At 70.7% G+C, this 24,243-nt stretch carries 18 protein-coding genes; 5 read left to right on the forward strand and 13 right to left on the reverse strand.

What is annotated here, in order from left to right:
* Positions 1-79: 79 nt before the first annotated feature.
* Entirely contained in the window at positions 80-2,233 is a 2,154-nt protein-coding gene (locus tag ACFXPX_RS32925) for a prolyl oligopeptidase family serine peptidase (protein ID WP_380644297.1), read from the reverse strand.
* Between the two features lie 315 nt (positions 2,234-2,548).
* On the opposite strand from ACFXPX_RS32925, the gene ACFXPX_RS32930 reads away from it, so the two are divergent.
* The 5 genes from ACFXPX_RS32930 to ACFXPX_RS32950 all read left to right on the forward strand — a co-directional run bounded on the left by ACFXPX_RS32930 (position 2,549) and on the right by ACFXPX_RS32950 (position 8,863).
* Positions 2,549-2,743 (forward strand): DUF2304 family protein, encoded by a 195-nt coding sequence (locus tag ACFXPX_RS32930; RefSeq protein ID WP_030062563.1) that lies wholly within the window; start codon positions 2,549-2,551, stop codon positions 2,741-2,743.
* A 30-nt stretch (positions 2,744-2,773) separates the two neighbouring features.
* Positions 2,774-3,724: an N-acetyl-1-D-myo-inositol-2-amino-2-deoxy-alpha-D-glucopyranoside deacetylase gene (mshB, locus tag ACFXPX_RS32935; protein ID WP_380644298.1), complete on the forward strand. Its 951-nt coding sequence runs from the start codon at positions 2,774-2,776 to the stop codon at positions 3,722-3,724.
* Complete coding sequence (locus tag ACFXPX_RS32940; RefSeq protein WP_380593409.1) at positions 3,721-4,179, forward strand: DUF6113 family protein; 459 nt, start codon at positions 3,721-3,723, stop codon at positions 4,177-4,179. The genes mshB and ACFXPX_RS32940 overlap by 4 nt, the downstream gene beginning before the upstream one ends.
* Before the next feature lie 239 nt (positions 4,180-4,418).
* Positions 4,419-6,941, forward strand: a complete 2,523-nt coding sequence (locus ACFXPX_RS32945; protein ID WP_380644299.1) for a peptidoglycan binding domain-containing protein — start codon at positions 4,419-4,421, stop codon at positions 6,939-6,941.
* 200 nt (positions 6,942-7,141) lie between these two features.
* Positions 7,142-8,863: an ABC transporter family substrate-binding protein gene (locus tag ACFXPX_RS32950; protein ID WP_380526660.1), complete on the forward strand. Its 1,722-nt coding sequence runs from the start codon at positions 7,142-7,144 to the stop codon at positions 8,861-8,863.
* A 20-nt stretch (positions 8,864-8,883) separates the two neighbouring features.
* On the opposite strand, the gene ACFXPX_RS32955 is transcribed toward ACFXPX_RS32950, so the two are convergent.
* The 12 genes from ACFXPX_RS32955 to typA all read right to left on the reverse strand — a co-directional run bounded on the left by ACFXPX_RS32955 (position 8,884) and on the right by typA (position 24,184).
* A complete protein-coding gene (locus ACFXPX_RS32955; RefSeq protein WP_380644300.1) occupies positions 8,884-9,933 on the reverse strand; it encodes an ABC transporter ATP-binding protein in 1,050 nt (349 codons plus the stop codon).
* Positions 9,934-10,092: 159 nt separating this feature from the next.
* The gene (locus ACFXPX_RS32960; protein ID WP_375884724.1) at positions 10,093-11,214 is read right to left on the reverse strand and encodes an ABC transporter ATP-binding protein; all 1,122 of its coding nucleotides are present in this window, start codon (positions 11,212-11,214) and stop codon (positions 10,093-10,095) included.
* On the reverse strand, positions 11,204-12,256 hold the full coding sequence (locus tag ACFXPX_RS32965) for an ABC transporter ATP-binding protein (protein ID WP_375884723.1): 1,053 nt from the start codon (positions 12,254-12,256) through the stop codon (positions 11,204-11,206). The genes ACFXPX_RS32960 and ACFXPX_RS32965 overlap by 11 nt, the downstream gene beginning before the upstream one ends.
* A 16-nt stretch (positions 12,257-12,272) precedes the next feature.
* A complete protein-coding gene (locus tag ACFXPX_RS32970) occupies positions 12,273-13,187 on the reverse strand; it encodes an ABC transporter permease (protein ID WP_375884880.1) in 915 nt (304 codons plus the stop codon).
* 76 nt (positions 13,188-13,263) lie between these two features.
* Positions 13,264-14,190: an ABC transporter permease gene (locus ACFXPX_RS32975; protein ID WP_375884720.1), complete on the reverse strand. Its 927-nt coding sequence runs from the start codon at positions 14,188-14,190 to the stop codon at positions 13,264-13,266.
* Between the two features lie 100 nt (positions 14,191-14,290).
* The gene (locus tag ACFXPX_RS32980) at positions 14,291-15,916 is read right to left on the reverse strand and encodes an ABC transporter substrate-binding protein (RefSeq protein ID WP_380644301.1); all 1,626 of its coding nucleotides are present in this window, start codon (positions 15,914-15,916) and stop codon (positions 14,291-14,293) included.
* Positions 15,917-16,114: 198 nt separating this feature from the next.
* Positions 16,115-17,131, reverse strand: a complete 1,017-nt coding sequence (locus ACFXPX_RS32985; RefSeq protein WP_375884716.1) for an ABC transporter ATP-binding protein — start codon at positions 17,129-17,131, stop codon at positions 16,115-16,117.
* Entirely contained in the window at positions 17,124-18,173 is a 1,050-nt protein-coding gene (locus ACFXPX_RS32990) for an ABC transporter ATP-binding protein (protein ID WP_375884713.1), read from the reverse strand. Before ACFXPX_RS32990 ends, ACFXPX_RS32985 begins: the two co-directional genes overlap by 8 nt.
* 19 nt (positions 18,174-18,192) lie before the next feature.
* Positions 18,193-19,134 carry an ABC transporter permease gene (locus ACFXPX_RS32995; protein ID WP_380526652.1) on the reverse strand — a complete coding sequence of 314 codons (942 nt, stop codon included), beginning with the start codon at positions 19,132-19,134 and terminating at the stop codon, positions 18,193-18,195.
* Positions 19,127-20,053: an ABC transporter permease gene (locus ACFXPX_RS33000; RefSeq protein ID WP_380526651.1), complete on the reverse strand. Its 927-nt coding sequence runs from the start codon at positions 20,051-20,053 to the stop codon at positions 19,127-19,129. Before ACFXPX_RS33000 ends, ACFXPX_RS32995 begins: the two co-directional genes overlap by 8 nt.
* 141 nt (positions 20,054-20,194) lie before the next feature.
* On the reverse strand, positions 20,195-21,847 hold the full coding sequence (locus tag ACFXPX_RS33005; protein WP_375884705.1) for an ABC transporter substrate-binding protein: 1,653 nt from the start codon (positions 21,845-21,847) through the stop codon (positions 20,195-20,197).
* Between the two features lie 432 nt (positions 21,848-22,279).
* The gene (gene typA / locus ACFXPX_RS33010; RefSeq protein ID WP_380526650.1) at positions 22,280-24,184 is read right to left on the reverse strand and encodes a translational GTPase TypA; all 1,905 of its coding nucleotides are present in this window, start codon (positions 24,182-24,184) and stop codon (positions 22,280-22,282) included.
* Positions 24,185-24,243: the final 59 nt, after the last annotated feature.

Raw genomic sequence — 24,243 nt, forward strand, 5'->3', positions numbered from 1 at the left:
GGGGGGGGGTGGGGGGGGTGCGGCCCGTGGCGTGTGGCCTCGGCGGCCCCCCCCCCCCCCCCCCCCACGGCCCGGGCGGCTACAGGCCCAGCGAGCGCTTCACGAAGTCGACCTGGAGCAGCAGCAGGTTCTCCGCGACCTCCTCCTGCGGGGTCATGTGGGTGACGCCCGACAGCGGCAGCACGGTGTGCGGGCGCCCGGCGGCCAGCAGCGCCGAGGAGAGCCGCAGGGTGTGGGCGGCCACCACGTTGTCGTCGGCCAGGCCGTGGATGATCATCAGCGGGCGTTCCAGCCCGGCCGCGTACCCGTTCAGCGAGTTCGCCGCGTACACCTCGGGCCGCTCGGCCGGGTGGCCCAGGTAGCGCTCGGTGTAGTGGGTGTCGTACAGCTCCCAGTCGGTCACCGGGGCCCCGGCCACCGCCGCGTGGAACACGTCGGGGCGGCGCAGCACGGCGAGCGCGGCGAGGTAGCCGCCGTACGACCAGCCGCGGATCGCGACCCGGTCGAGGTCCAGCGGGAACTCGTCGGCCAGCGCCCGCAGCGCCTCCACCTGGTCGTCCAGGGTGGCCCCGGCGAAGTCGAAGGCGATGGACTTCTCCCAGGCCGGGCCGCGCCCGGGGGTGCCGCGGCCGTCGGCGACGACCACCGCGAAGCCCTGGTCGGCGAACCACTGCGAGTTGAGGTGCGGGTTGTGCGCCTGGACGACGCGCTGGCCGTGCGGGCCGCCGTACGGGTCCATCAGGACGGGCAGCAGGCCGTCGCGCTCGCGGTCGTAGCCGGTGGGCAGGAACACGGCGGCCGGGATGCGGCGCCCGCCCGCGAAGCGGAAGACCGGGCGGGCGGTGATGGCCGGGGTCTCGGCGTACGAGGCGACGGTGGCGACGTCGTCGACCACCACGCCCTCCGGCAGGTCGCGGGCGACCTGCACCAGCGTGCCGGGCAGGTCGGGCTCGGCGGTGGCCCGGACGGTGATCCCGCCGGCGTGCACCGCGCTGGTGACGGAGGTGAACGGGCGGCCGTTGGCGGACTCCCAGGCCAGCTCCTTGCCGTCGTGGCTGATCCGGCCGACGGCGATCCAGCCGGGCTCGGGGTCGCTCTCCTCGGCGCCGCCGGAGGCGCTGAAGAACACCTCCCGCGCGGTGACCGCGACCACCGACCGCACGTGCAGGTCGGCCCCGGTGACGGCCTGGTCGCCGACCACCAGCGCCCGCACCCCGCCCTGGTCGGAGATCCGGACCAGCTTGCCGTCCGGGGTCCAGGCCGGCACGCCCGGGAAGGCCTCCAGCCAGACCTCGTCGTGCTCCTCGAACAGCACCTCGGTGGCGCCGGTGGTCACGTCCAGACCGAGGACCCGCTGGGCGCGCTGGTCCCGGGACTGGACGAGCAGCAGCGGCACGCCGCCCTCGGACCAGTGCACCCGGGCCAGGTACGGGAACGCCGCGTGGTCCCAGGAGACCTCGGTGCGTCCGCCGTGCAGGTCGAGCACCCAGAGCCCGACCTCGGCGTTCGCGGTGCCGGCCGCCGGGTAGGCGACCTCGGCGGGCTCGCGGTCCGGGTTGGCCGGGTCGGCGATCCACCAGCGGCGCACCGTGCTGTCGTCGGCGCGCTCGGCCAGCAGCCGCTCGCCGTCCGGGGACCACCAGAAGCCGCGGGTGCGGTCGATCTCCTCCTGGGCGATGAACTCGGCCTGGCCCCAGGTGACGTTCGGGCCGTCCGGCTCGGCGAGCGCCCGGTCGCCGCCGCCGTCGGTGCGGGTCAGCCGCAGTTCGCCGGCGGTGTTGGCGTAGGCGACGTGGGCGCCGTCCGGGGAGAGCCGCGGGTCCAGCAGCGGGCCCACGGCGGGCAGTTCGGCGGTGGTGCCGGCGGCCAGGTCGGCGGTGAACAGCCGGCCGGAGAGCGCGAAGGCGGCCCGGTCGCCGGCGGCGTCCAGGGCGTAGCCGACGATGCCGGCCGAGCTCTCCCGGCTGCGTTCGCGGCGCGCCTTCTCGGCCGGCGAGAGGTCCTCCTCGCCGCCGCCGAGCAGCACCGCCGGGTCGGCGGCGATCCGCTCCTCGCCGGTGGCGGTGTCGAGGGTCCAGAGCAGGTTGGCCCGGTCGCCGCCCGAGCGCGAGCGCAGGAAGACGACCCGCGAGCCGTCGGGTACGACGGAGAAGGAGCGGGGGGCGCCGACGGTGTAGCGCAGGGTCCGCGCGTACTGCCGGGGGAAGGTGTCCGCAGGAGTGTGGGAGGTCATGGCACCAGACCCTACGACGGGCGACTGCCACGGCCGGGTGACTGACGATCACTCGTTCGGAGCATCACCCCCGAGTACGCCTCGGAGGGCCCCGCACCCCCTCCGACCGGCCCGTGCGCCCCACGAGTGCCTCCTTGCCCCGGCGCGCGCGGACTCACTGAATGTAATGCTCCCCTTACCCATCGGGTATGACTGGTCAGGCGAGTGATCGTCGGGCCCCGTCCCGGGCCCGCCGGCCACCCGGCCCCGATTCCCGTACGGTCCCACCGCCGCCCTCCCCCGGGGGCCGGCGCCCGAGAAGGGGTGTGAGCCCACATGGCCATGAACATCTCCGCAGCCGTGCTGATGCTCGTCATCGTGGTGGTGCTGATCCGCCGCTCCGGCCTCAAGCTGGCGCACGCGATCGTCTGCGCACTGCTCGGCTTCTACCTGGCGTCCAGCTCGATCGCACCGTCGATCAGCCAGGTCACCAGCAACCTCGCCGGGATGATCAACGGCCTCAAGCTCTGACCCCGCAGCGCGGTCGTTAGGCTTCCTCCCATGACCGCGACTACCGGCCGCAGCCTCCTCCTGGTGCACGCCCACCCCGACGACGAGTCGATCGGCAACGGCGCCACCATGGCCAGGTACGCCGCCGAGGGCGCCCGGGTGACGCTGGTGACCTGCACCCTCGGCGAGGGCGGCGAGGTGATCCCGCCCGCGCTGGCCCACCTGACGGCCGATCGGGACGACACCCTCGGCGCCCACCGGATCGGCGAGCTGACCGCGGCGATGCGCGCGCTCGGCGTCACGGACTTCCGCTTCCTCGGCGGGCCGGGGTGCTACCGCGACTCCGGGATGATGGGCGTGCCCGAGAACGACGCCCCCGGCTGCTTCTGGCGGGCCGACGTCGACGAGGCGGCGGGCCACCTGGTCGCGGTGATCCGCGAGGTGCGGCCGCAGGTGCTGGTCACGTACGACGAGAACGGCGGCTACGGGCACCCGGACCACATCCAGGCGCACCGGGTCGCGATGCGCGCGTACGAGCTGGCCGCCGACCCGGCGCACGCCCCGGAGGCGGGCGCTCCCTGGCGGATCGCCAAGGTGTACTGGAACCGGATGCCCCGCTCGGTGCTGGACGCCGGCCTCGCCGCCACCGCGGCCGAGGCGCGCTTCCCGGGCGTCGCGCTCCCCGGCGACGTCCCCGGGGTGGTGGCCGACGAGGTGGTCACCACCGTGCTGGACGGCACCGGCTACGCCGCCCCCAAGGCCGCCGCACTGACCGCGCACGCCACCCAGATCACCGTGGCCGGCGACTCCTTCGCGCTCTCCAACCACCTCGGCCAGCCCCTGTTCGCCACCGAGTACTACCAGTTGGTACGCGGCCAGGCCGGGCCGGAGCGGCCCGAGCACGACCTCTTCGCGGGCCTCGGCGCCGACGCCACGGGCCCGGGAACCGACCCGACAGGCCCGGGAACCGACCCGGCCCCGAGCGAGGGGAACGCCCGATGACCGCGCCCGCCGCCAAGCCGAGGACCCGATCGGTCGCGGCCACCGTGCTCGGCACCCGCGAGGAGCGGCTGGCCGAGCCCCAACCCCCGCGCGCCGCCCGGATCGCGGCGTATGTCCTGTTCTTCCTGCTGGGCATCGCGGTGTCGGTGTGCGGATCCTTTGTGCAGGCCCTGTGGCCGCCCGTGGGAGTTCTGCTGGCGCTCGCCGCCACCGCCGCGACCTTCTACGCCGGCCTGCGGGTCACCGGCACCAAGCTGGGCGCCGGGATGCCCGCCGGCGGCTGGTTCCTGGCGATGCTGCTGCTGATGGTGCCCCGGCCGGAGGGCGACAACGTGCTCTGGTCCAATGCCACATCGCTGGCCTGGCTGTTCGTCGGCTCGATCCTGGGCGTGATCTGCGCCACCCTGCCCACCCGCACCAGCTGGTTCCCCGGCGTCCCCAACCCCAAGCGCTGAACCCGGCGGGCGGCCGCGTACGGTAGCGCACACAACGCGCAGTCAGGACCACTCCGCCGTACTCTCATACCGGAGGAACCGGACGTATCAGGATCTGTCCGAAGCCGTTCACCGCTCAGTTCTTCCCAGTATGGTGGTCCCGCAGTACGTCGTACCCGACCGCCGTTTGCCCCAGGCCCGGCGACCACGAACCGCGGTCGCGCCGCACGGCCCGCCCGCGAACCCGGAGCAGAGCAGCATTGAGCAGCCGCGAATCTGACAACGCCAACCCGACGCCCCGGCGCACGGGTCCGGACGCCTACCCGTCGGGCACGCCGCCCTACGGCACCCCGGCGGGCCCCGGCGGTGACCGGGCCGACACCGGGTCGGGCGGCGAGGACGACGGTCCGAAGACCGAGACGACCCTGACCACCAGGGTCCGGATCAACATCCCCGGCTCGCGCCCGATCCCGCCGGTCGTCGTCCGCAGCACCGTCAAGAACGAGACCGCCCGGGGCGACGACGGCCCGGCCGACCCGTTCGCGCCGGGCACCGAGCCGGGCGGCCCGCGACACCGCTCCGCACCCGCCTCGCCCGTCCTCGGCGTGATGGAGGGCGGCTCCGGCTCCGCCACCCCGCCCAACCTGCCGCCGGAGTGGCAGATCCCGCCGATCCCGCCGGCGACCTCGGAGTCCGAGTCCACCGGCGCGTGGTTCCGGCCGCGGCAGAAGAAGGCGCCGGCCGCCGAACCCGCCCCGGCCGCCGTGCCGGTCGGCGCCCCGAGCGTCCCGAGCACGCCGGAGGCCCCGGCCGTGCCCGGCCCCGGCGCCGAGGCCCGACCGCAGTCCGCCCCGAACGGCGCCCGCCCGGCTCCGGACGCCGGCGCCGCCCGGCCGAACGGCCGCCCGCTGCCCACCCGGGGCCAGGCCCCGCACCAGGGCGCCGCCCCGGCCGCCCCCGCCTCGCCCTACGGCGCCGGGGGCCCGGCCGAGGAGCCCGGGGTGTACGAGAGCGCCGACCCGTTCGCACCGGTCGCCGATCCGTTCGCCCCGACCGGCCCGACCGGCCCCGCCGCCGGCGCGCGCGGCCGCGGCGACCAGCGCGGCCCGCGCGGCAGCCGTCCGCAGCAGCCGTCGCCGCAGCAGCAGGGCGGCCCCCAGCAGGGCGGGCTGCCCCAGGGCGGCCTCCAGCAGGGCGGCGCCCCGCAGGGCGGGTTCCCACCGAGCGGGCTGCCGCAGAACGGCTTCCCGCAGGCCGAGCCCGGCCCGGAGGACACCTCGGTGGACGGCTTCGCGCCGATCCGCGAGCACGGCGCGCCCCCGGCCGCCATACCCGGCCTGCCCCGGAACGGCACCGCGCCGAACGGCGCTGTCCCGAACGGCACCGCGCCGCACGGCGGCCCGAACGGCGGCGGCCCGGACGGCTTCGACGGCCGTCCGCAGCCGGGCCTGTTCGCCTCCGCCCCGACCGGTGCCGACCCGTTCGCCACCCAGCGCCCGGCCGCCCCCGGCCAGGACCCCTTCGCTACCCCGGCGGGCCCCGGCGGGCTCTTCCCCGGCGCGCCCCAGCCCGGCTCCCAGCCGGCCCCGCAGCCCGCCCCCGGCGGGCCCCGGCGGGCGGGTCGTGACCCGGAGGCCACCGAGGTCACCCCGCTGCCCGCCCCCGGCCCCCAGGGCGCGGCGGACGGTCCCGGCGCCCAGGTCGACGCCGCCCCGTTCCTCCCCGGCGCCGTCCCCGGGCCGGCTCCCACGTCCGGCCCGGCACCCGCCAAGACCGAGCCGGCCGCCCCGGCCAACGGCAAGGGCAAGGGCAAGGCGAAGGCCAAGCGCGGCGGCCCGAAGAAGCTGGTCAAGCTCGGCGTCTACGCCGTCGGCGGGGTGTTCTTCCTCGGCGCCGCCGCCTACGGCACCGGCCTGATGCTCAACCAGTCCGACATCCCCAAGGGCACCGTGGTGCTCGGCACGGACATCGGCGGCAACGGCCGTGACCAGGCGATCCACGCGCTGGACGCCTCGGTCGGCAAGGCCGGGCAGCAGCCGCTCAAGCTCAAGATCGGCGACCAGAGCGTCGACCTGGACCCGACGGTCGCCGGCCTGAGCTTCGACACCACGGCCACCGTGGACGGCCTCGCCGCGCACAGCTACAACCCGGTCACCGTGATCACGTCGATCCAGGGCGGCACCAAGGCCGTCGCCCCGGAGGTCCGGGTCGACCGCGCCAAGCTCAAGGCCGCGCTGGACTCGCTGGCGGTCGGCTCGGGCCAGGGCCTGCAGGAGGGCTACGTCAAGTTCGCCGACAACGGCGACCCGGTCGTCGTCCCCGGCAAGGCCGGCCAGGCGGTGGACACCAACGCCGCGCTGGACGTGATCGAGCAGGCCTACCGCGACCGCGCCGCCGGCAAGCCGGACCAGCCGATCGCGCTGGCCGTCACGGCCGCCCAGCCCAAGGTCTCCACCCAGGCCCTCCAGGCCGCCGCGGACAGCCTCGGCAAGCAGGTCACCAGCGGGAAGATCCACGTCGTGGCCGGTGCCAAGACCTGGGACTTCGGCCCGAAGACCGCGGCCAAGGCGCTCACCCTGGCCCCGGACGCCTCCGGCAAGATCGCGCCCAAGTGGGACCTCGACGCGCTGGGCTCCCTGCTCAACGGCGCGTTCGACAAGGTGAAGGCCAAGAAGAACGGCCAGACCGCCGCGATCACCACCCAGGACGTCGCGGACGCCGTCACCTCGCTGTTCGACAAGACCGGTGACAAGGAACGCACCTTCAAGTTCACCGTTGCCTGACGTCTGACGCCTGACGCCTGACGCCCGGACGCCGGACGGCACCCACCGTCCGACGGCACCGGCCGACGAGCCGGGCACGAACGAGGGGCGGGGCCGCCGCACCGCACGGTCGCGGCCGTCCCGCCCCTCGACAACTCCCCCTCCCGTCAGCAAGATGTGACGCCACACCATCCGTCACAGTCACCCCGGGAGCCACGCCGATGGGCCGCCGCAGCCTCCAGCACCACCGGACGGCACTGCTCGCCGGCCTCACCGTCCTGACGCTCTCCCTCGCGCTCTGCTCCTGCTCCGCGGGGTCGGACGGCACCGTCGCGGACGCCCCGGTCGCCGCCACCGGGGTGCCCAAGCTGACCTCGGTCGACATCAACGCCCACGACCGCGCCCGGCTGCGCCAGGGCGGCACCCTGAACCTGGCGATCTCCCAGTTCTCCCACCAGTGGTCGCCGATCCACACCGACGGCACCGAGTCCTCGACCGTCGCGGTCGGCAAGCCGCTGCTGCCGACCTTCTTCCGTTCCGACGCGGCGGGCACCCAGACCGTCAACCCGGCCTACCTCCAGGAGGCCCACGCCGAGCTCAGGGACGGCCACCAGGTGGTCACCTGGACGCTCAACCCGAAGGCCCACTGGTCCGACGGCACCCCGATCACCTGGCGCGACATCGAGGCCAACTGGCGTGCCATGAACGGCAAGGACCCGGCGTACCGGCCCTCCAGCACCTCCGGCTTCGAGCTGGTCAGCTCGGTCGAGCGGGGCAAGGACGACTTCCAGGCCGTGATGACCTTCGACCGGCCGTTCTCCGAGTGGCAGTCGATGTTCAACGGCGCCGCCAACGCGCCGCTGCTGCCCGCGAGCAAGGTGTCCACCCCGGAGTTGTTCAACTCGGCCTACCTGGACGCCATTCCGCTCACCGCCGGCCCCTTCAAGGTCGAGCGGCTGGACCCGTCGGCGCAGACCGTCACCCTGGTCGCCGACCCGACCTGGTGGGGCGACAAGCCGGTGCTGGACCGGATCGTCTTCCACGCCATGCTGCCCGACGCGATGCGCACCGCCTTCGCCAAGGGCGAGATCGACCTCCTCAACAACGGTCCGGACCTGGCCGGCTACCAGGTCATCAGGAACACCAAGGGGGCGGCCGTGCGCCGGGCCGGCGGGCCGGACTTCCGCCAGCTCACCCTGAACGCCCGCAACCCCGTGCTCGCCGACGCGACCGTCCGCCAGGCCGTCCTCCAGGCGATCAACCGGGACGCCCTGATCCGCACCGACCTCAACGGCCTGGACTGGCCCGCCGTCCCGCTCAACAACCACCTGCTGGTCGCCAACCAGAACGGCTACCGCGACAACTCCCTGGGGCTGTCGCGCTTCGACCCGGCCGAGGCCGCCCGCAAGCTGGACGCGGCGGGCTGGAAGCTCGACGGCGAGGTGCGGAAGAAGGACGGCCACGAGCTGAACCTGCGGATGGTCGTCCCCGCCGGGGTGGCCGTGGCCCAGAACGAGACGGCCTCGGTGTCGAGGATGCTCAAGGACGTCGGCATCAAGGTCACCCCGGTGACGGCCGCCCCCAACGAGTTCTTCGACAAGTACGTCAACCGCAACGACTTCGACATCGCCGTCTACGCGCTGCTCGGCACCCCGTTCCCGGCCAGCGGCAGCCGCGCGAGCTACGCCCAGAACAGCTCCACCAACCGGGCCGGCGCCGGCAGCTCCGCGGTGGACGCCGCGCTCGACCGGGCCGCCGGCGCCACCGACGCCGGCACCGCCTCCGAGGCGATCAACCAGGCCGACGGCGAGCTCTGGAAGGTGGCCGGCGTCCTGCCGCTCTACCAGCGCCCGCAGCTGTACGGCGCCCGCGCCGACCTCGCCAACATCGGCGCCCAGGGCCTGTCCGACATCGTCTGGGAGAACGTCGGCTTCACCAAGTAGCGCCCCGGCGCCGGCCGGTCTCAGCCGTGCAGGGTCTCCCGCCAGTAGTGGCAGGCGCTGCGGCGGCCGGGCAGCTCGGCCCCCTCCGCGTCCGCCACCGGTACCAGCGGCGGGAGTTCGGTCAGGCAGCGGTCCTGCACCCGGTCGCAGCGGGGGTTGAACGCGCAGCCCGGGGGGATCCGCAGCAGGCTGGGCGGCAGGCCCTTGATGGCGTGCAGGTCCTGGCCCTTCTGGTCCAGCCGGGGGATGGAGTCCAGCAGTCCCCGGGTGTACGGGTGCGCGGGCCGGGCGTACAGCTCGTGCACGGGCGCCGTCTCGACGATCCGGCCCGCGTACATCACGGCGATCTTGTCCGCGACGTCGGCGACCACGCCGAGGTCGTGGGTGATCAGGATCAGGCCCATGTTGAACTCGGCCTGCAACTCGGCCAGCAGGTCCATCACCTGGGCCTGGACGGTGACGTCCAGGGCGGTGGTGGGCTCGTCGGCGATGATCAGGTCCGGCTCCAGGGACAGCGCCATCGCGATCATGATGCGCTGGCGCATGCCGCCGGAGAACTGGTGCGGGTAGTCGCCGACCCGCTGCTTGGCCGCCGGGATGCGCACCCGCTCCATCAGCTCGACGGCCTTCACCTTCGCCTCGGCGCGCGACAGCCCCTGGTGCACCCGGAACATCTCGCCCAGCTGGTAGCCCACGCTGAGCACCGGGTTGAGCGCGGACAGCGCGTCCTGGAAGATCATCGCGATCTGCCGGCCCCGGACGGTCCGCCGGAGCCGGGGGCTCATGGTCAGCAGGTCGTCACCCCGGAACAGGATCCGGCCCGAGGTGATCCGGCCGGGCGGCACGTCCAGGATGCCCATGATCGCCTGCGCCGTCACCGACTTCCCGGAACCGGACTCGCCCAGCACCGCCAGCGTCTCCCCCGCCGCCACCGAGTAGCTCACCCCGTTGACGGCCCTGGCGACGCCGTCCTGGGTGTGGAACTCGATGTGCAGGTCCTCGACCTCCAGCAACGGCGTCCCGGGCACCAGGTTCTCCCGTCCGCCGCCGACCACCTCGACCGCATCCATCCGGGCAGGCCTCCTCAGCGCAGCAGCGACCATCGACAGCCAGGCGCAGTGCAACTATCAAGGAACGGAGTGCACTTGGGGAGTGCGCGGCAGATCTCGGTTCCATCACGGCGAAGGGCGCGCCCCCGGTACGAGGACGCGCCCTTCGGTGGCAGGGGGTCAGGGGGTGCCCGGCCCGCTCCCGTTCTGCGCCGTGTCCTGCCCGCTCCCGCGCTCCGCGGCGAAGTGACACGCCGAGTCGTGCACCGCGGCGCCGTTCAGCCAGCCCGGCGCGGCCAGCAGCGGCACCTCCACCGAGCACCGCTCCTGCGCCTTCCAGCAGCGGGTGCGGAACCGGCACCCCGAGGGCGGGTTGGCCGGCGAGGGCACGTCCCCGGTGAGCACGATCCGGTCCCGGCTCTCGCGCGCCGTCGGGTCCGGCACCGGCACCGCCGACAGCAGCGCCTGGGTGTACGGGTGGGTCGCGTGGTCGTAGATCTCCAGGTCGCTGCCGAGCTCGACCATCTTCCCCAGGTACATCACCCCCACCCGGTCGGAGATGTGCCGGACGATGGAGAGGTCGTGGGCGATGAACATGTACGAGAGGTTGAACTCGCCCTGCAGCTGCTCCAGCAGGTTGATCACCTGCGCCTGCACGGACACGTCCAGCGCGGAGACCGGCTCGTCGCAGATGATGATCTCCGGCTTGAGCGCCAACCCCCGTGCGATGCCGATGCGTTGGCGCTGGCCGCCGGAGAACTGGTGCGGGTACCGGTTGATGTACTCCGGGTTGAGCCCGACCACGTCCAGCAGGTCCTGGACGGCCTTGCGGCGGTCGCCCTTGGGCGCCACCTCGGGGTGGATCTCGAACGGCTCACCGATGATGTCGCCGACCGTCATCCGCGGGTTCAGCGAGGTGTACGGGTCCTGGAACACCATCTGGATGTTGCGCCGGACGGCCTTCAACCCGGCCCCGGAGAGCCGGGAGATCTCCTCGCCCTTGTAGCGGACGGACCCTCCGGTGGCCGGCTCCAGGTTCATCAGCACCTTGGCCAGCGTGGACTTGCCGCAGCCGGACTCGCCGACGATGCCGAGCGTCTCGCCCTGCATCAGGTCGAAGCTGACCCCGTCCACCGCCTTGACCGCGCCGACCTGCTTCCTGAACAGCACGCCCTTGGTCAGCGGGAAGTGCTTGACCAGGTCCCGGACCTCCAGGATCGGCTCGCCGCGCGGCACCGGCTGCTCGAAGGCGACCTCCTCCGGCACCGCCACGCCCATCGCGCTGGCCCCGTTAACGGCCATGGAGGGTCTCCTTCCAGAAGAAGCAGGCGCTGCCGCGGCCCTCCAGCGGGGTGCCGTCCTCCTCGGTGACCGGGAACAGCTCCGGCACCTCGGCCCGGCAGACGTCCTGCGCCCGCGGGCAGCGGGGGTTGAAGGCGCAGCCCGGGGGGATCCGCAGCAGGTTGGGCGGCAGGCCCTTGATGGCGTAGAGCTCGTGGCCCTTCTGGTCCAGCCGGGGGATGGAGTCCAGCAGGCCGCGGGTGTACGGGTGCGCGGGCCGGGCGTACAGCTCGTGCACGGGGGCGGTCTCGACGATCCGGCCCGCGTACATCACGGCGATCTTGTCCGCGACGTCGGCGACCACGCCCAGGTCGTGGGTGATCAGGATGAGCCCCATGTGGAACTCGGCCTGGAGCTCCGCCAGCAGGTCCATCACCTGGGCCTGCACCGTGACGTCCAGCGCGGTGGTGGGCTCGTCGGCGATGATCAGGTCCGGCTCCAGCGCCAGCGCCATGGCGATCATGATGCGCTGGCGCATGCCGCCGGAGAACTGGTGCGGGTAGTCGTTCACCCGCTGCTTGGCCGCCGGGATGCGCACCCGCTCCATCAGCTCGACGGCCTTGGCCTTCGCCTCGGCCCGGGAGACGCCCTGGTGCGCCCGGAACATCTCGCCGAGCTGGTAGCCCACGCTGAGCACCGGGTTGAGGGCGGACAGCGCGTCCTGGAAGATCATCGCGATCTTCCGGCCGCGGATCCTGCGCCGTTCCTCCTTGCCCATCGTCAACATGTCCTGGCCGCGGAAGCGGATCTCCCCGCGCGGGATCCGGGCCGGCGGCATGTCCAGGATGCCCATGATCGCCTGGGCGGTCACCGACTTCCCGGAGCCGGACTCGCCCAGCACCGCCAGCGTCTCCCCGGCCCGGACGCTGTAGTTGACCCCGTTGACGGCCTTGGCGACGCCGTCCCGGGTGACGAACTCGACGTGCAGGTCCCGCACGTCGAGCAGCGGCCCCTCGTAGGGCGTCTGCCGTTCCTGCCCGGTGGCGTCCACAGCTGTACTCACGATGCGCTCCCCTCGCTCAGCGAAGCTTCGGGTCGAGGGCGTCGCGCACCGCGTCGCCCAGCATGATGAAGGCCAGCACGGTGACGGAGAGCGCCGCGGCCGGGAAGAACAGCACGTACGGCGCCGTGCGGATCACCTTCTGGGCGGAGGAGATGTCGATGCCCCAGGAGATGGTCGGGTCCTGGAGGCCGATGCCGAGGAAGCTCAGCGTGGCCTCGGCCGCGATGTAGCCGCCGAGCGCGATGGTGGCGACCACGATCACCGGGGCGATCGCGTTCGGCAGGATGTGCCGGAACATCAGCCGCCCCGTCCCGGCGCCGAGCGCCCGGCCGGCCACCACGTAGTCGGCCTGTTTGACGGTCAGCACCGCGCCGCGCATGACGCGGGCGATCTGGGTCCAGCCGAGCACGCCGAGGGCGATGACCACGCTCCAGACCGTGCGGGTGGCGAAGGCGTTCAGCAGCACCAGGGCGCCGAGCAGCAGCGGGATGCCGAAGAAGATGTCGATGATCCGGGAGATCACCGCGTCCACGGCGCCGCCGAAGTACCCGGCGACCATGCCGGTCAGCCCGCCGAGCACGGTGACCGCGGCGGTCACGAAGATGCCGACGGTGATCGAGGCGCGGGCGCCGTAGATGACCCGGGCGAAGATGGAGCGGCCCTGGGCGTCGTAGCCGAACCAGCCGGTGCCGAAGACGTCGCCCCAGGCGGGCCGGCGCAGGTAGTCGTTCACCAGGTCGGCCTTGCGCGGGTCGGCGTCGGTGAAGGCGTACGGGAAGACCGCCATCACCACCAGCAGCAGGATCAGCACCGCGGAGATCAGGAAGATCGGCCGCCGGCGCAGGTCCCGCCAGGCGTCGCCCCAGAGGCTGCGGGCTTCCTCCCGCTTCTCCACGTCGGGTTCGACCAGGGTCTCCTGCTCGACCGCCATGCCCTGCTCGCCCGCGTAGTCCAGGCGTGCGACGCCGGGCTTGGGGTGCGGCTTGGGCGAGTCCTCGTCGTGGATGTCAGGCATAGCGGATCCTCGGGTCCAGGACCGCGTAGAGCAGGTCGACGAGCAGGCTGGCGACCAGGTAGACGATCACCAGGACGGTCACGATGCCGACCACGGTGGGCCCTTCCTTCGTGTTGATCGCCCGGTACAGGACGTTGCCGATGCCCTGCACGTTGAAGATGCCCTCGGTGACGATCGCGCCGCCCATCAGGGCGCCCAGGTCGGTGCCGAGGAAGGTGACCACCGGGATCAGCGAGTTGCGCAGCAGGTGGCGCAGGATGATGGTGCGCCGGGGCAGGCCCTTGGCGACGGCGGTGCGCATGTAGTCGGCCCGCAGGTTCTCGCCGATCGAGGTCCGGGTCAGCCGGGCCACGTAGGCGAGCGAGAGCGAGCCCAGCACCACGGCGGGCAGGACGAGTTGGGAGAGGTCGTAGCTGTCCTGCACGGTCGGGGTGACCCAGCCCAGATTGGTGGCGAAGATCGTCTGCGCGATGTACGCCAGCACGAAGACCGGGATCGAGATCACCACCAGGGTCAGCACCAGCACCAGGGTGTCCGCGATGCTGCCGCGCCACAGTCCGGAGACCAGGCCGAGGGCGAGGCCGAGGACCAGCTCGAACACGAAGGCCAGCAGCGCGAGCCGGATGGTGACCGGGAAGGCCCCGGCCATGATGTCGGAGACCGGGCGGCCGGTGAAGCTGGTGCCGAAGTCGCCCTGGAACAGGTTCGCCATGTAGTGCAGGTACTGCTTCCAGACCGGTTGGTCGAGGAAGTACTTGTGCTTGATGCTGGCCACCACGGCCGGGTCGGCCGCCTTCTCCCCGAACAGCGCCGTCACCGGGTCTCCGGGCAGCGTGTAGACCATCAGGAAGATCAGCAGCGTGGTGCCGAAGAACACCGGGATCATCTGCAGCACCCGCCGCAGCACGTAACTGCCCATCCGAGCCTCCTTCCAGGGCGTGACCCGGCCGGGGGCGACCGGCCGGGAGGACCGGGCCCCGCCCTCCGTGCGGGGAGGGCGGGGCCGCGTGGGGGGCGGGTCAGCCCTTGACCTCGACCTGGGTCCAGGCCGGGTTGCCGAAGGAGTCGAACTTCACGTTCTGCACCTTGTTCGAGTAGCCCGAGTTGGTGCGGTAGTACCAGAGCGGGATGGCCGGCATGCCGCTCGGCAGCACCGCCTCGGCCTGCTGGTAGCCGGTCACCGTGTCGGCGACGCTGGCGGCCTCGTCGGCCTTGGTGGCGGCGTCGTCGAACTGCGGGTTGCTGTAGCCGAAGTCGTTGGAGGCCGCGCCGGTGCGGTAGACGTCGGAGAGGAAGTTGGCGTTCAGCGGGTAGTCCTGCACCCAGCCGGTGCGGAAGGCTCCGTTGAGCTGGTGGGCGGTAATCGCCGCGCGGGCGGTCTTGAAGTCGGGCTTCGGGTCGCCCAGGCAGTCCACGCCGGTGCTCTGCCGGATCGAGTTGCAGACGGCGTCGACCCACTCCTTGTGGCCGCCGTCCGCGTTGTAGGTGATCAGCAGCTTGTTGCCGGGGACGCCGCCGCCCTCCTGGATCAGCTGCTTGGCCTTGGCCGCGTCGAACTTGCAGAAATCGCCGCAGGCGCCGTCCTTGTAGCCTTCGACGCCCTCGGCGACCCAGGCGGTGGCGGGCTTGCGGGAGCCCTGGAGCACCGTCTTGGTGATGATGTCCCGGTCGATCGCCATCGACAGGCCCTGGCGCACCTTCGCCTTGTCCGGCGAGGACCAGTCGGCCTGGTACAGCGTGAAGCCGATGTTCTGGATCGCGCCCTGCGGGGCGTCGATGGCCCGGTCGCCGAGGTCGTTCTTGTAGTTCGCCAGCGCCGACGGCGGCACCTGGTCCATCACGTCGAGGTTGCTGGACTGGAGGTCCGCGTAGGCGGCCTCGGACGTGGTGTACATCTTGAAGACGATGCCGCCGTTCTTCGGCTTGTCCACGCCCTGGTAGTCCGGGAAGGTCTTGGTGACCACCTCGGTGTTGTGCGACCAGCTGACGAACTGGTACGGGCCGTTGCCCACCGGCTTCTGCCCGTACCCGGCCGGGTCCTTGAAGAAGGCGTCCGGCAGCGGCGAGAAGGCGATGTAGCCGAGCTTGTACTCGAAGTACGAGACCTTGTGGCTGAGCTTGACGGTGAAGTGCAGGTCGTCGGTGACGGTCAGGCCGGACATCTTGTCCGTGGTCGCCTTGCCGGTGGCCGGGTGGACGTCCTGGTAGCCCTCGATGTCGGAGAACCAGGAGCTGTTGATCTGGGCGTTGGCCGGGTTGGCGCCCCAGTTCCAGGCGTCCACGAAGTTCTTGGCGTGCACCGGGGTGCCGTCGTGGAACTTCCAGCCGTCCTTCAGGGTGATGGTGAAGGTCTGCGAGTCACTGGTGTCGATCTTGTCCGCGACCTGCATCCGGATCTTGGCGTTGCTGGGGTCGTAGTCGACCAGCCCCTTGAACAGGTTCTGGATGATGCGACCGCCGCCCACCTCGTTGGCGTTGGCGGGCTGCAGCGGGTTCTGCGGCTCATTGCTCTGGTAGCTGAACGTCTTGCCGGCGTCCGACGAGCCGTTGCCACCGCCTCCCCCGCTGCTGCCGCACCCGGTGGCCACCAGGACCACGGACGTCGCAGCGGCGAGGACCAGGCGAGCACGGGCGGCTACGGGCATGGAGGTCCCTCCTCAAGGGGTGTGTGTCGCATCACACCCCATGAGAAGCGCGCCCCGGCGACGGCGCGAGCCGGGTGCACCCGGACGGGTGCCGTGACCCCCCTGCCGAGTTGACGCGGCGCCGGGTCCTCCCGGCGCCCGGAACGCCGGAAGGGCCCGCGGCCGGAGCCGCGGACCCTTCCTGGTGCGTACGGGACGTCAGGCCGCGGCCGACTCCCGGACCTCGGCGAAGTGGCAGGCCGACTCGTGGGCAGCCGGGCCCTCCAGCGTGGTCGGGATCGCCAGCAGCGGGATCTCCTCGGCGCAGCGCTCCTCCGCCTTCCAGCAGCGGGTGCGGAAGCGGCAGCCGGACGGCGGGTTGGCCGGCGAGGGGATGTCCCCGGTGAGGATGATCCGCTCGCGGGACTCGCGCGCCGTCGGGTCCGGCACCGGCACGGCCGACAGCAGCGCCTGGGTGTACGGGTGGGTGGCGTTCTCGTAGATCTGCTCGTCGGAGCCGATCTCGACCATCTTGCCCAGGTACATCACGCCGACGCGGTCGGAGATGTGCCGGACGATGGAGAGGTCGTGCGCGATGAACATGTACGACAGGCCGAACTCGCCCTGCAGCTGCTCCAGCAGGTTGATCACCTGCGCCTGGACGGACACGTCCAGGGCCGAGACCGGCTCGTCGCAGATGATGATCTCCGGCTTGAGCGCGAGGCCGCGGGCGATGCCGATGCGCTGGCGCTGGCCGCCGGAGAACTGGTGCGGGTACCGGTTGATGTACTCCGGGTTCAGACCCACCACGTCCAGCAGGTCCTGGACGGCCTTGCGGCGGTCGCCCTTGGGCGCCACCTCGGGGTGGATCTCGAACGGCTCACCGATGATGTCGCCGACCGTCATGCGCGGGTTCAGCGAGGTGTACGGGTCCTGGAACACCATCTGGATGTTGCGTCGGACGGCCTTGAGGGCCGCGCCGCTCAGGGTGGAGATGTCCTCGCCCTTGAACAGCACCTGACCGGAGGTGGCCCGCTCCAGGTTCATCAGCACCTTGGCCAGCGTGGACTTGCCACAGCCGGACTCGCCGACGATGCCGAGCGTCTCGCCCTTCTTGAGCTCGAAGCTGATGCCGTCGACGGCCTTGACCGCGCCGACCTGCTTCTTGAACAGGACGCCCTGGGTCAGCGGGTAGTGCTTGACCAGGTCCTTGACCTCCAGGATGTTCTCAGCCATGGAGGGTCTCCTTCCAGAGGTGGCACGCGCTGCGGCGGCCGGTGATCTCCGTGCCGTCCTCGTCGGTCACGTGGTGCAGCAGCGGGACCTCCGTGCGGCACAGGTCGGTGGCGACGTCGCAGCGGGGGTTGAACGCGCAGCCGGCCGGAACCTTGAGCAGGTTCGGGGGCAGGCCCTTGATCGCGTACAGCTCCTGGCCCTTCTGGTCCAGGCGCGGGATCGAGCGCAGCAGGCCCTTGGTGTACGGGTGCGCGGGGTTCGCGTACAGCTCGTGCACCGGGGCGGTCTCGACGATCCGGCCCGCGTACATCACGGCGATCTTGTCCGCGACGTCGGCGACCACGCCGAGGTCGTGGGTGATCAGGATCAGGCCCATGTTGTACTCGGCCTGGAGCTCCGCCAGCAGGTCCATCACCTGGGCCTGGACGGTGACGTCCAGCGCGGTGGTGGGCTCGTCGGCGATGATCAGGTCGGGCTGCATCGACAGCGCCATGGCGATCATGATGCGCTGGCGCATGCCGCCGGAGAACTGGTGCGGGTAGTCGTTCACCCGCTGCTTGGCGGCGGGGATGCGCACCCGGTCCATCAGCTCGATGGCCTTGGCCTTGGCCTCGGACTTGGAGGCGCCCTGGTGCACCCGGAACATCTCGCCGAGCTGGTAGCCCACGCTGAGCACGGGGTTGAGCGCCGAGAGCGCGTCCTGGAAGATCATCGCGATCTTCTGGCCGCGGATCTTGCGCCGCTCCTCGTTGCTCATCTTGAGCATGTCCCGGCCGCGGAACAGGATCTCGCCCTGGGTCACCTTGCCCGGGGGCATGTCCAGGATGCCCATGATGGTCTGGGCCGTCACGGACTTGCCGGAGCCGGACTCGCCGAGGACGGCGAGGGTCTCGCCGGCCGCGACGGAGTAGTTGACGCCGTTGACGGCCTTGGCGACGCCGTCCCGGGTGTGGAACTCCACGTGGAGGTCCTTGACCTCCAGGAGCGGGGTTCCGACTTCGAGACGATCGCTCTTCTGGTTGTTCTCGATCACGGTGGTCATCGGGTCGTCACCTCTTCTCTCAGCGGAGCTTCGGGTCGAGGGCGTCGCGCACCGCGTCGCCGAGCATGATGAAGGCCAGCACGGTGAGGCTCAGCATGCCTGCCGGGAAGAACAGCGCGAACGGCGCCGTACGGATCAGCTTCTGGGCCGAGGCGATGTCGATGCCCCAGGAGATGGTCGGGTCCTGCAGACCGATGCCCAGGAAGCTCAGAGTCGCCTCCAGGGCGATGTAGCCGCCGAGGGAGATGGTGGCGACCACGATCACCGGGGCGATCGCGTTCGGCAGGATGTGCCGGAACATGATCCGGCTGGTGCTGGCGCCGAGCGCCTTGGCCGCCGTCACGAAGTCGGACTGCTTGACCGTGATCACCGAACCGCGCATGACACGGGTCATCTGGGTCCAGCCCAGGGCGATCAGGGCGAAGACCACGCTCCAGATCGTGCGGGTCGGGAAGGCGTTGAGGATCACCAGCGCGCCGAGCAGCAGCGGGATGCCGAAGAAGATGTCGGTGATGCGGGAGATGATCGTGTCGACCCAGCCGCCGAAGTAGCCGGCGACCATGCCGGCGATACCGCCGAGGACGGTCGTACCGACGGTGACGCAGATGCCGACCACGACCGAGGCGCGGGCGCCGTAGATGATGCGGGCGTAGATGCTGCGGCCCTGGCCGTCGTAGCCGAACCAGTCACCCTCGAAGAAGTGGTCGTAGACCGGCGGGGTGTGGAAGTGGTTGCGCAGGTCGCCGGCGCGCGGGTCCACCGAGGTGAACAGCCCGGGGGCGATCGCGATCACGATCAGCAGCAGGATGAGCAGCCCGGAGATCACGAAGATCGGCTTGCGCCGGAGGTCGTGCCAGGCGTCGGAGCCGAGGCTGCGCGCCTTCTCCGGCTTGGCGGCCGCCGCGACGGTGGCCTGGGCCGGGATCTTCCCGGTCGTCTTCTTCTCGGTCAGGTCAGGCATACCGGATCCTCGGGTCCAGGACCGCGTAAAGCAGGTCGACGATCAGGCCGGCGGCCAGGTAGACGATCACCAGGAAGGCCACGAAGCCGGAGACGGTCGCGCCCTCCTTCATGTTGATCGCTTGGTAGAGCGCGTGGCCGACACCCTGGACGTTGAAGATGCCCTCGGTGACGATCGCGCCGCCCATCAGGGCGCCGAGGTCGGTGCCGAGGAAGGTGACCACCGGGATCAGCGAGTTGCGCAGCAGGTGGGTGCCGATGACCTTCCGGCGCGGCAGGCCCTTGGCCACCGCGGTGCGGACGTAGTCGGCCTTGATGTTCTCGGCGATGGAGGTACGGGTGAGGCGCGCGACGTAGGCCAGCGACAGCGAGCCGAGCACGACGGCCGGCAGCACCAGCTGGGTGATGTCGTCGCTGTGCTGGACGGTCGGCGTGACCCACTTGAGGTTGATGCCGAAGATCGTCTGGAACAGGAAGCCCAGCACGGGGACCGGGATCGAGATCAGCAGCAGGGTGAAGACCAGCGCACCCTTGTCGAAGATCTTGCCGCGGCGCAGGCCCGCGATCAGGCCGATGCCGATGCCGACCACGATCTCGATGGCGAACGCGAACAGCGCCAGCCGGACCGTGACCGGAAGTACCTCGGTGATCTTGTCGAGCACCGGACGTCCGTCCAGTGCCTTGCCGAAGTCGCCGGTGAGCAGGCCCCCCATGTAGGAGAGGTACTGCTGGACCAGCGGCTGGTCCAGGTGCTGCTGGTGCTTCAGGGCTGCGAGCTGCACCGGGTCCGGCGCCTTGTCGCCCCACAGTGCTGCCAGCGGGTCACCGGGCAGCAAGTGCACCATGAAAAAGATGAGTGCGGTCGTTCCGAGGAACACCGGAATCATCTGGAGCAGTCGCCTCGCGACAAAGCGCCCCATCGTGCCTCCATGTATGGCTCTGCCGGGCCCGTCAACCCGGCAAGAGATAAGTCGGCGTGCCAACGGCCGGTGCCAGTCCTCGCCCTTGTGGGGATGGGACGGGCACCGGCCGTTGTCACCGGGTCAGGCGGTGCCGACCGATTACTTCTTCTTCTTGACCTCGACGTCGGTGTAGACCGGGTCGCCGAAGGAGTTGAACTTCACGTTCTGGACGTTGTTCGAGTAGCCCGAGTTGGTCTTGTAGTACCAGAGCGGGATCGCCGGCATGTCCTTGGCCAGAACGGCCTCGGCCTGCTGGTAGAGCTCGGCGGTCTTCTCGACCGTGGTGGCCGCGTCGGCCTGCTTCGCCAGGTTGTCGAACTCCGGGCTGGAGTAGCCGGCGTCGTTCGCGGCGGCACCGGTGCCGTAGACGTCCCGCAGGAAGTTGGCGTTCAGCGGGTAGTCCTGCACCCAGCCGGTCCGCATCATGCTCTGGACCTGCTTCTTGGTGACGATGTCACGCGAGGTCTTGAAGTCCGGCTTCGGGTCACCGAGGCACTCGACGCCGGTCGCCTGGCGGATCGAGTTGCAGACCGCGTCCACCCACTCCTTGTGGCCACCATCGGAGTTGTACAGGATGGTGATCTTGCCGCCGGGGACGCCACCGTTGTCGGTGATGAGCTGCTTGGCCTTGGCCGGGTCGTACTTGCAGGCGTCGCCGCAGACGCCGGCCTTGTAGCCCATGACGCCCGGCGCCACGAACGAGTCGGCGGGCTGACGGCTGTTGTTCAGCACCGTCTTGGTGATGGTGTCGCGGTCGATCGCCATCGACAGGCCCTGGCGCACCTTGGCGGCCTTGTCCTTGTCCATGGAGGACCAGTCCGCGTTGTACAGCGCGAAGGAGATGTTCTGGATCGCGCCCTGGGCCTGGTCGATCGCGCGCTTGCCCAGGTCGTCCTTGTACTTGGGCAGGTCGGTCGAGTCGACCTGGTCCAGCACGTCCAGCGTGTCGGACATCAGGTCCTTGTACGCGGCCTCGGGCGAGGTGTAGCTGCGGAAGACGATCCCGCCGTTCTTCGCCTTGTTGGTGCCGGTGTACTTGTCGTAGGCCTTGAGCGTGATGGCCTTGTTGTGCTCCCACGACACGAACTGGTACGGGCCGTTGCCGACCGGCTTCTCGCCGAAGCCCTTCGGGTCCGCGAAGAACCCGGTGGGGAGCGGGAAGAAGGCCGAGTAGCCGAGCTTGTACGTGAAGTACGAGACGGGCTGGGCCAGTTCGATGGTGAAGTGGGTGTCGTCGACGACCTTGAGGCCGGCCATCTCCTTGGCGGTCGGGTCGCCCTTGTCCGGGTGGACGGCGTCGTAGCCGACGATGTCCGAGAACCAGTCGGAGTTGATCTGGTTGTTGGCCGGGTTGGCGGACCAGTTCCAGGAGTCCACGAAGGACTTGGAGGTGACCGGGGTGCCGTCGTGGAAGGTCCAGCCGGACTTCAGCGTGACGGTGTAGTTCTTGGCGTCGGTGGTCTCGATCTTGTCGGCCACCTGGTTGCGAAGAGCACCGGTCGCGGGGTCGTAGTCGACGAGGCCCGTGAACAGCTGCTTGACGATACGGCCGCCCTGGTTCTCCATGGCGTTGGCCGGCTGCAGCGGACGCTGCGGCTCCGCGCTCTGGAAGCTGAACGTGCCCGAGGGGTCGACCGCGGCGCTGTCCGAGCTCCCGGAGGTGTCGCTGCTGCCGCTGCTGCTACAAGCAGTCGCGGCGAGCGCGACAGCAACAGCTGCGACAACCCACTTGGCCTGGCTCACACCACGCATCGGTGTGCCTCCTGAATTCGACGTTTGCGACGAGGAGGGCAACGCGGAACGGTGATCACCGGACCCGCAATGCCGTCCGCGCTCGTGGTTTCGGCGCGCACCCCTGCGCGTTCACCCTTGACCCGAGCCTGACTGCACCCACTATCCGTCACGCACGGACACGAAAGTGACCAGTGACGATCTCAATTAGGTCACATGAACAGTCGGTAAGTTTCGAAAACCGGACATATGAGACATAGCCAGACAGGCACCAAACGGACAGTCGTCACGGATGACGAACTGTCACGTTCGCTCAGCGGACACCTGGGTGTGATGAGCGCTATTCCGTTAATAGCGGCCCCGACAACTTGGAGTAGTTGAAAAAGTTCGCCCCCCTCTCCATCGGAAAGGGGGGCGAAGCATTCCGGCCAAAGGCCGGTCAGAGCGTCCGGATCACGCCTTCTTGGCGCGCGAGGCGGTGCGTCCGCGGTCCTTCTGGTCCAGCACGACCTTACGGATGCGAACCGTCTCCGGGGTCACCTCGATGCACTCGTCCTCGCGGCAGAACTCCAGCGACTGCTCCAGCGAGAGCTTGCGCGGCGGGACGATCGACTCGGCCACGTCCGCGTTCGCGGACCGCATGTTGGTGAGCTTCTTCTCCTTGGTGATGTTCACGTCCATGTCGTCGGCGCGCGAGTTCTCACCGACGATCATGCCCTCGTACACCTCGGTGCCCGGCTCGCAGAAGAGCACGCCGCGCTCCTGGAGGTTGGTCATCGCGAAGGCGGTGACCACGCCGGCCCGGTCGGCGACCAGCGAGCCGTTGTTGCGGGTGGTCAGGTTGCCGAACCACGGCTCGTGGCCCTCGTGGATCGAGTGGGCGATGCCGGTGCCGCGGGTGTTGGTGAGGAACTCGGTGCGGAAGCCGATCAGGCCGCGGGACGGCACGACGAACTCCATCCGGACCCAGCCCGAGCCGTGGTTGGACATGTTGTCCATCCGGCCCTTGCGGATGCCCATGAGCTGGGTGACGGCACCCATGTGCTCCTCGGGCACGTCCACCGTGAGGCGCTCGACCGGCTCGTGGGTCTTGCCGTTGACCTCCTTGGTGACCACCTGCGGCTTGCCGACGGTCAGCTCGAAGCCCTCGCGGCGCATGGTCTCGATCAGGATGGCCAGCGCCAGCTCACCGCGGCCCTGCACCTCCCAGGCGTCCGGACGCTCGGTGTCCAGGACGCGCAGCGAGACGTTACCGATCAGCTCGCGGTCCAGGCGGTCCTTCACCTGGCGGGCGGTGACCTTGCGGTCCACCTTGACGCCGGCCTTGGCGTCCGCGCCCTTGCCGCTGCCGCCGCGGCCGACCAGCGGCGAGGTGTTGGTGCCGATGGTCATCGAGATGGCCGGCTCGTCCACCGTGATCAGCGGCAGCGCGATCGGGTTCTCCGGGTCGGCCAGGGTCTCGCCGATCATGATCTCGCCGATGCCGGCGACGGCGCAGATGTCACCGGGGCCCGCCACCTCGGCCGGCTTGCGGGTGAGCGCCTCGGTCATCAGCAGCTCGGAGATGCGGACGTTCGAGATGGTGCCGTCGCGCTTGATCCAGGCCACGGTCTGGCCCTTGCGCAGCTCGCCCTGCTCGACGCGCAGCAGCGCGATGCGGCCGAGGAAGTTGTCGGCGTCCAGGTTGGTGACGTGGGCCTGGAGCGGCGCGTCCTCGTCGTAGCTCGGGGCCGGGACGTGCTCCAGCAGGGTGGAGAAGAACGGCTCCAGGCTGGTGCTGTCGGCCGGGACGGTGCCGTTCTCCGGCTTGGTCAGCGAGGCCACGCCGTCACGCGCACAGGCGTAGACGATCGGGAACTCGATCTGGTCCTCGTCCGCGTCCAGGTCCAGGAACAGGTCGTAGGTCTCGTTGATGACCTCGTCGATCCGGGAGTCCGGGCGGTCCGTCTTGTTGATGCACAGGATGACGGGCAGCTTGGCGGTGAGCGCCTTGCGGAGCACGAAGCGGGTCTGCGGCAGCGGGCCCTCGGAGGCGTCGACCAGCAGCACGACCGCGTCCACCATCGACAGACCGCGCTCGACCTCGCCACCGAAGTCGGCGTGGCCCGGGGTGTCGATGATGTTGATGGTGATCGGAGCGCCACCATCCTTCGGGTGGTACTTGACGGCGGTGTTCTTCGCGAGAATGGTGATGCCCTTCTCGCGCTCCAGGTCGTTCGAGTCCATCATGCGGTCGTCGAGCTGCTGGTGGGCCGCGAAGGCACCGGCCTGCTTGAGCATGGCGTCGACCAGCGTGGTCTTGCCGTGGTCGACGTGGGCGACGATGGCGACGTTACGGATGTCGTTGCGCGTGGGCATGCCTTGCGGATTCTCCCGGAATCGTGGGTTACGGCGGGCCCGGCCGCGAGACGCGCACC

Source organism: Kitasatospora sp. NPDC059146, from assembly GCF_042786665.1.
Classification (GTDB): Bacteria; Actinomycetota; Actinomycetes; order Streptomycetales; family Streptomycetaceae; genus Kitasatospora.

Coding starts and splice junctions, on each gene's coding strand:
- ACFXPX_RS32925 (WP_380644297.1), bottom strand. CDS start 2,233: ATGACCTCCCACACTCCTGCGGACACCTTCCCCCGGCAGTACGCGCGG.
- ACFXPX_RS32930 (WP_030062563.1), top strand. CDS start 2,549: ATGGCCATGAACATCTCCGCAGCCGTGCTGATGCTCGTCATCGTGGTG.
- mshB (WP_380644298.1), top strand. CDS start 2,774: ATGACCGCGACTACCGGCCGCAGCCTCCTCCTGGTGCACGCCCACCCC.
- ACFXPX_RS32940 (WP_380593409.1), top strand. CDS start 3,721: ATGACCGCGCCCGCCGCCAAGCCGAGGACCCGATCGGTCGCGGCCACC.
- ACFXPX_RS32950 (WP_380526660.1), top strand. CDS start 7,142: ATGGGCCGCCGCAGCCTCCAGCACCACCGGACGGCACTGCTCGCCGGC.
- ACFXPX_RS32955 (WP_380644300.1), bottom strand. CDS start 9,933: ATGGATGCGGTCGAGGTGGTCGGCGGCGGACGGGAGAACCTGGTGCCC.
- ACFXPX_RS32960 (WP_375884724.1), bottom strand. CDS start 11,214: ATGGCCGTTAACGGGGCCAGCGCGATGGGCGTGGCGGTGCCGGAGGAG.
- ACFXPX_RS32970 (WP_375884880.1), bottom strand. CDS start 13,187: ATGGCGGTCGAGCAGGAGACCCTGGTCGAACCCGACGTGGAGAAGCGG.
- ACFXPX_RS32975 (WP_375884720.1), bottom strand. CDS start 14,190: ATGGGCAGTTACGTGCTGCGGCGGGTGCTGCAGATGATCCCGGTGTTC.
- ACFXPX_RS32980 (WP_380644301.1), bottom strand. CDS start 15,916: ATGCCCGTAGCCGCCCGTGCTCGCCTGGTCCTCGCCGCTGCGACGTCC.
- ACFXPX_RS32985 (WP_375884716.1), bottom strand. CDS start 17,131: ATGGCTGAGAACATCCTGGAGGTCAAGGACCTGGTCAAGCACTACCCG.
- ACFXPX_RS32990 (WP_375884713.1), bottom strand. CDS start 18,173: ATGACCACCGTGATCGAGAACAACCAGAAGAGCGATCGTCTCGAAGTC.
- ACFXPX_RS32995 (WP_380526652.1), bottom strand. CDS start 19,134: ATGCCTGACCTGACCGAGAAGAAGACGACCGGGAAGATCCCGGCCCAG.
- ACFXPX_RS33000 (WP_380526651.1), bottom strand. CDS start 20,053: ATGGGGCGCTTTGTCGCGAGGCGACTGCTCCAGATGATTCCGGTGTTC.
- ACFXPX_RS33005 (WP_375884705.1), bottom strand. CDS start 21,847: ATGCGTGGTGTGAGCCAGGCCAAGTGGGTTGTCGCAGCTGTTGCTGTC.
- typA (WP_380526650.1), bottom strand. CDS start 24,184: ATGCCCACGCGCAACGACATCCGTAACGTCGCCATCGTCGCCCACGTC.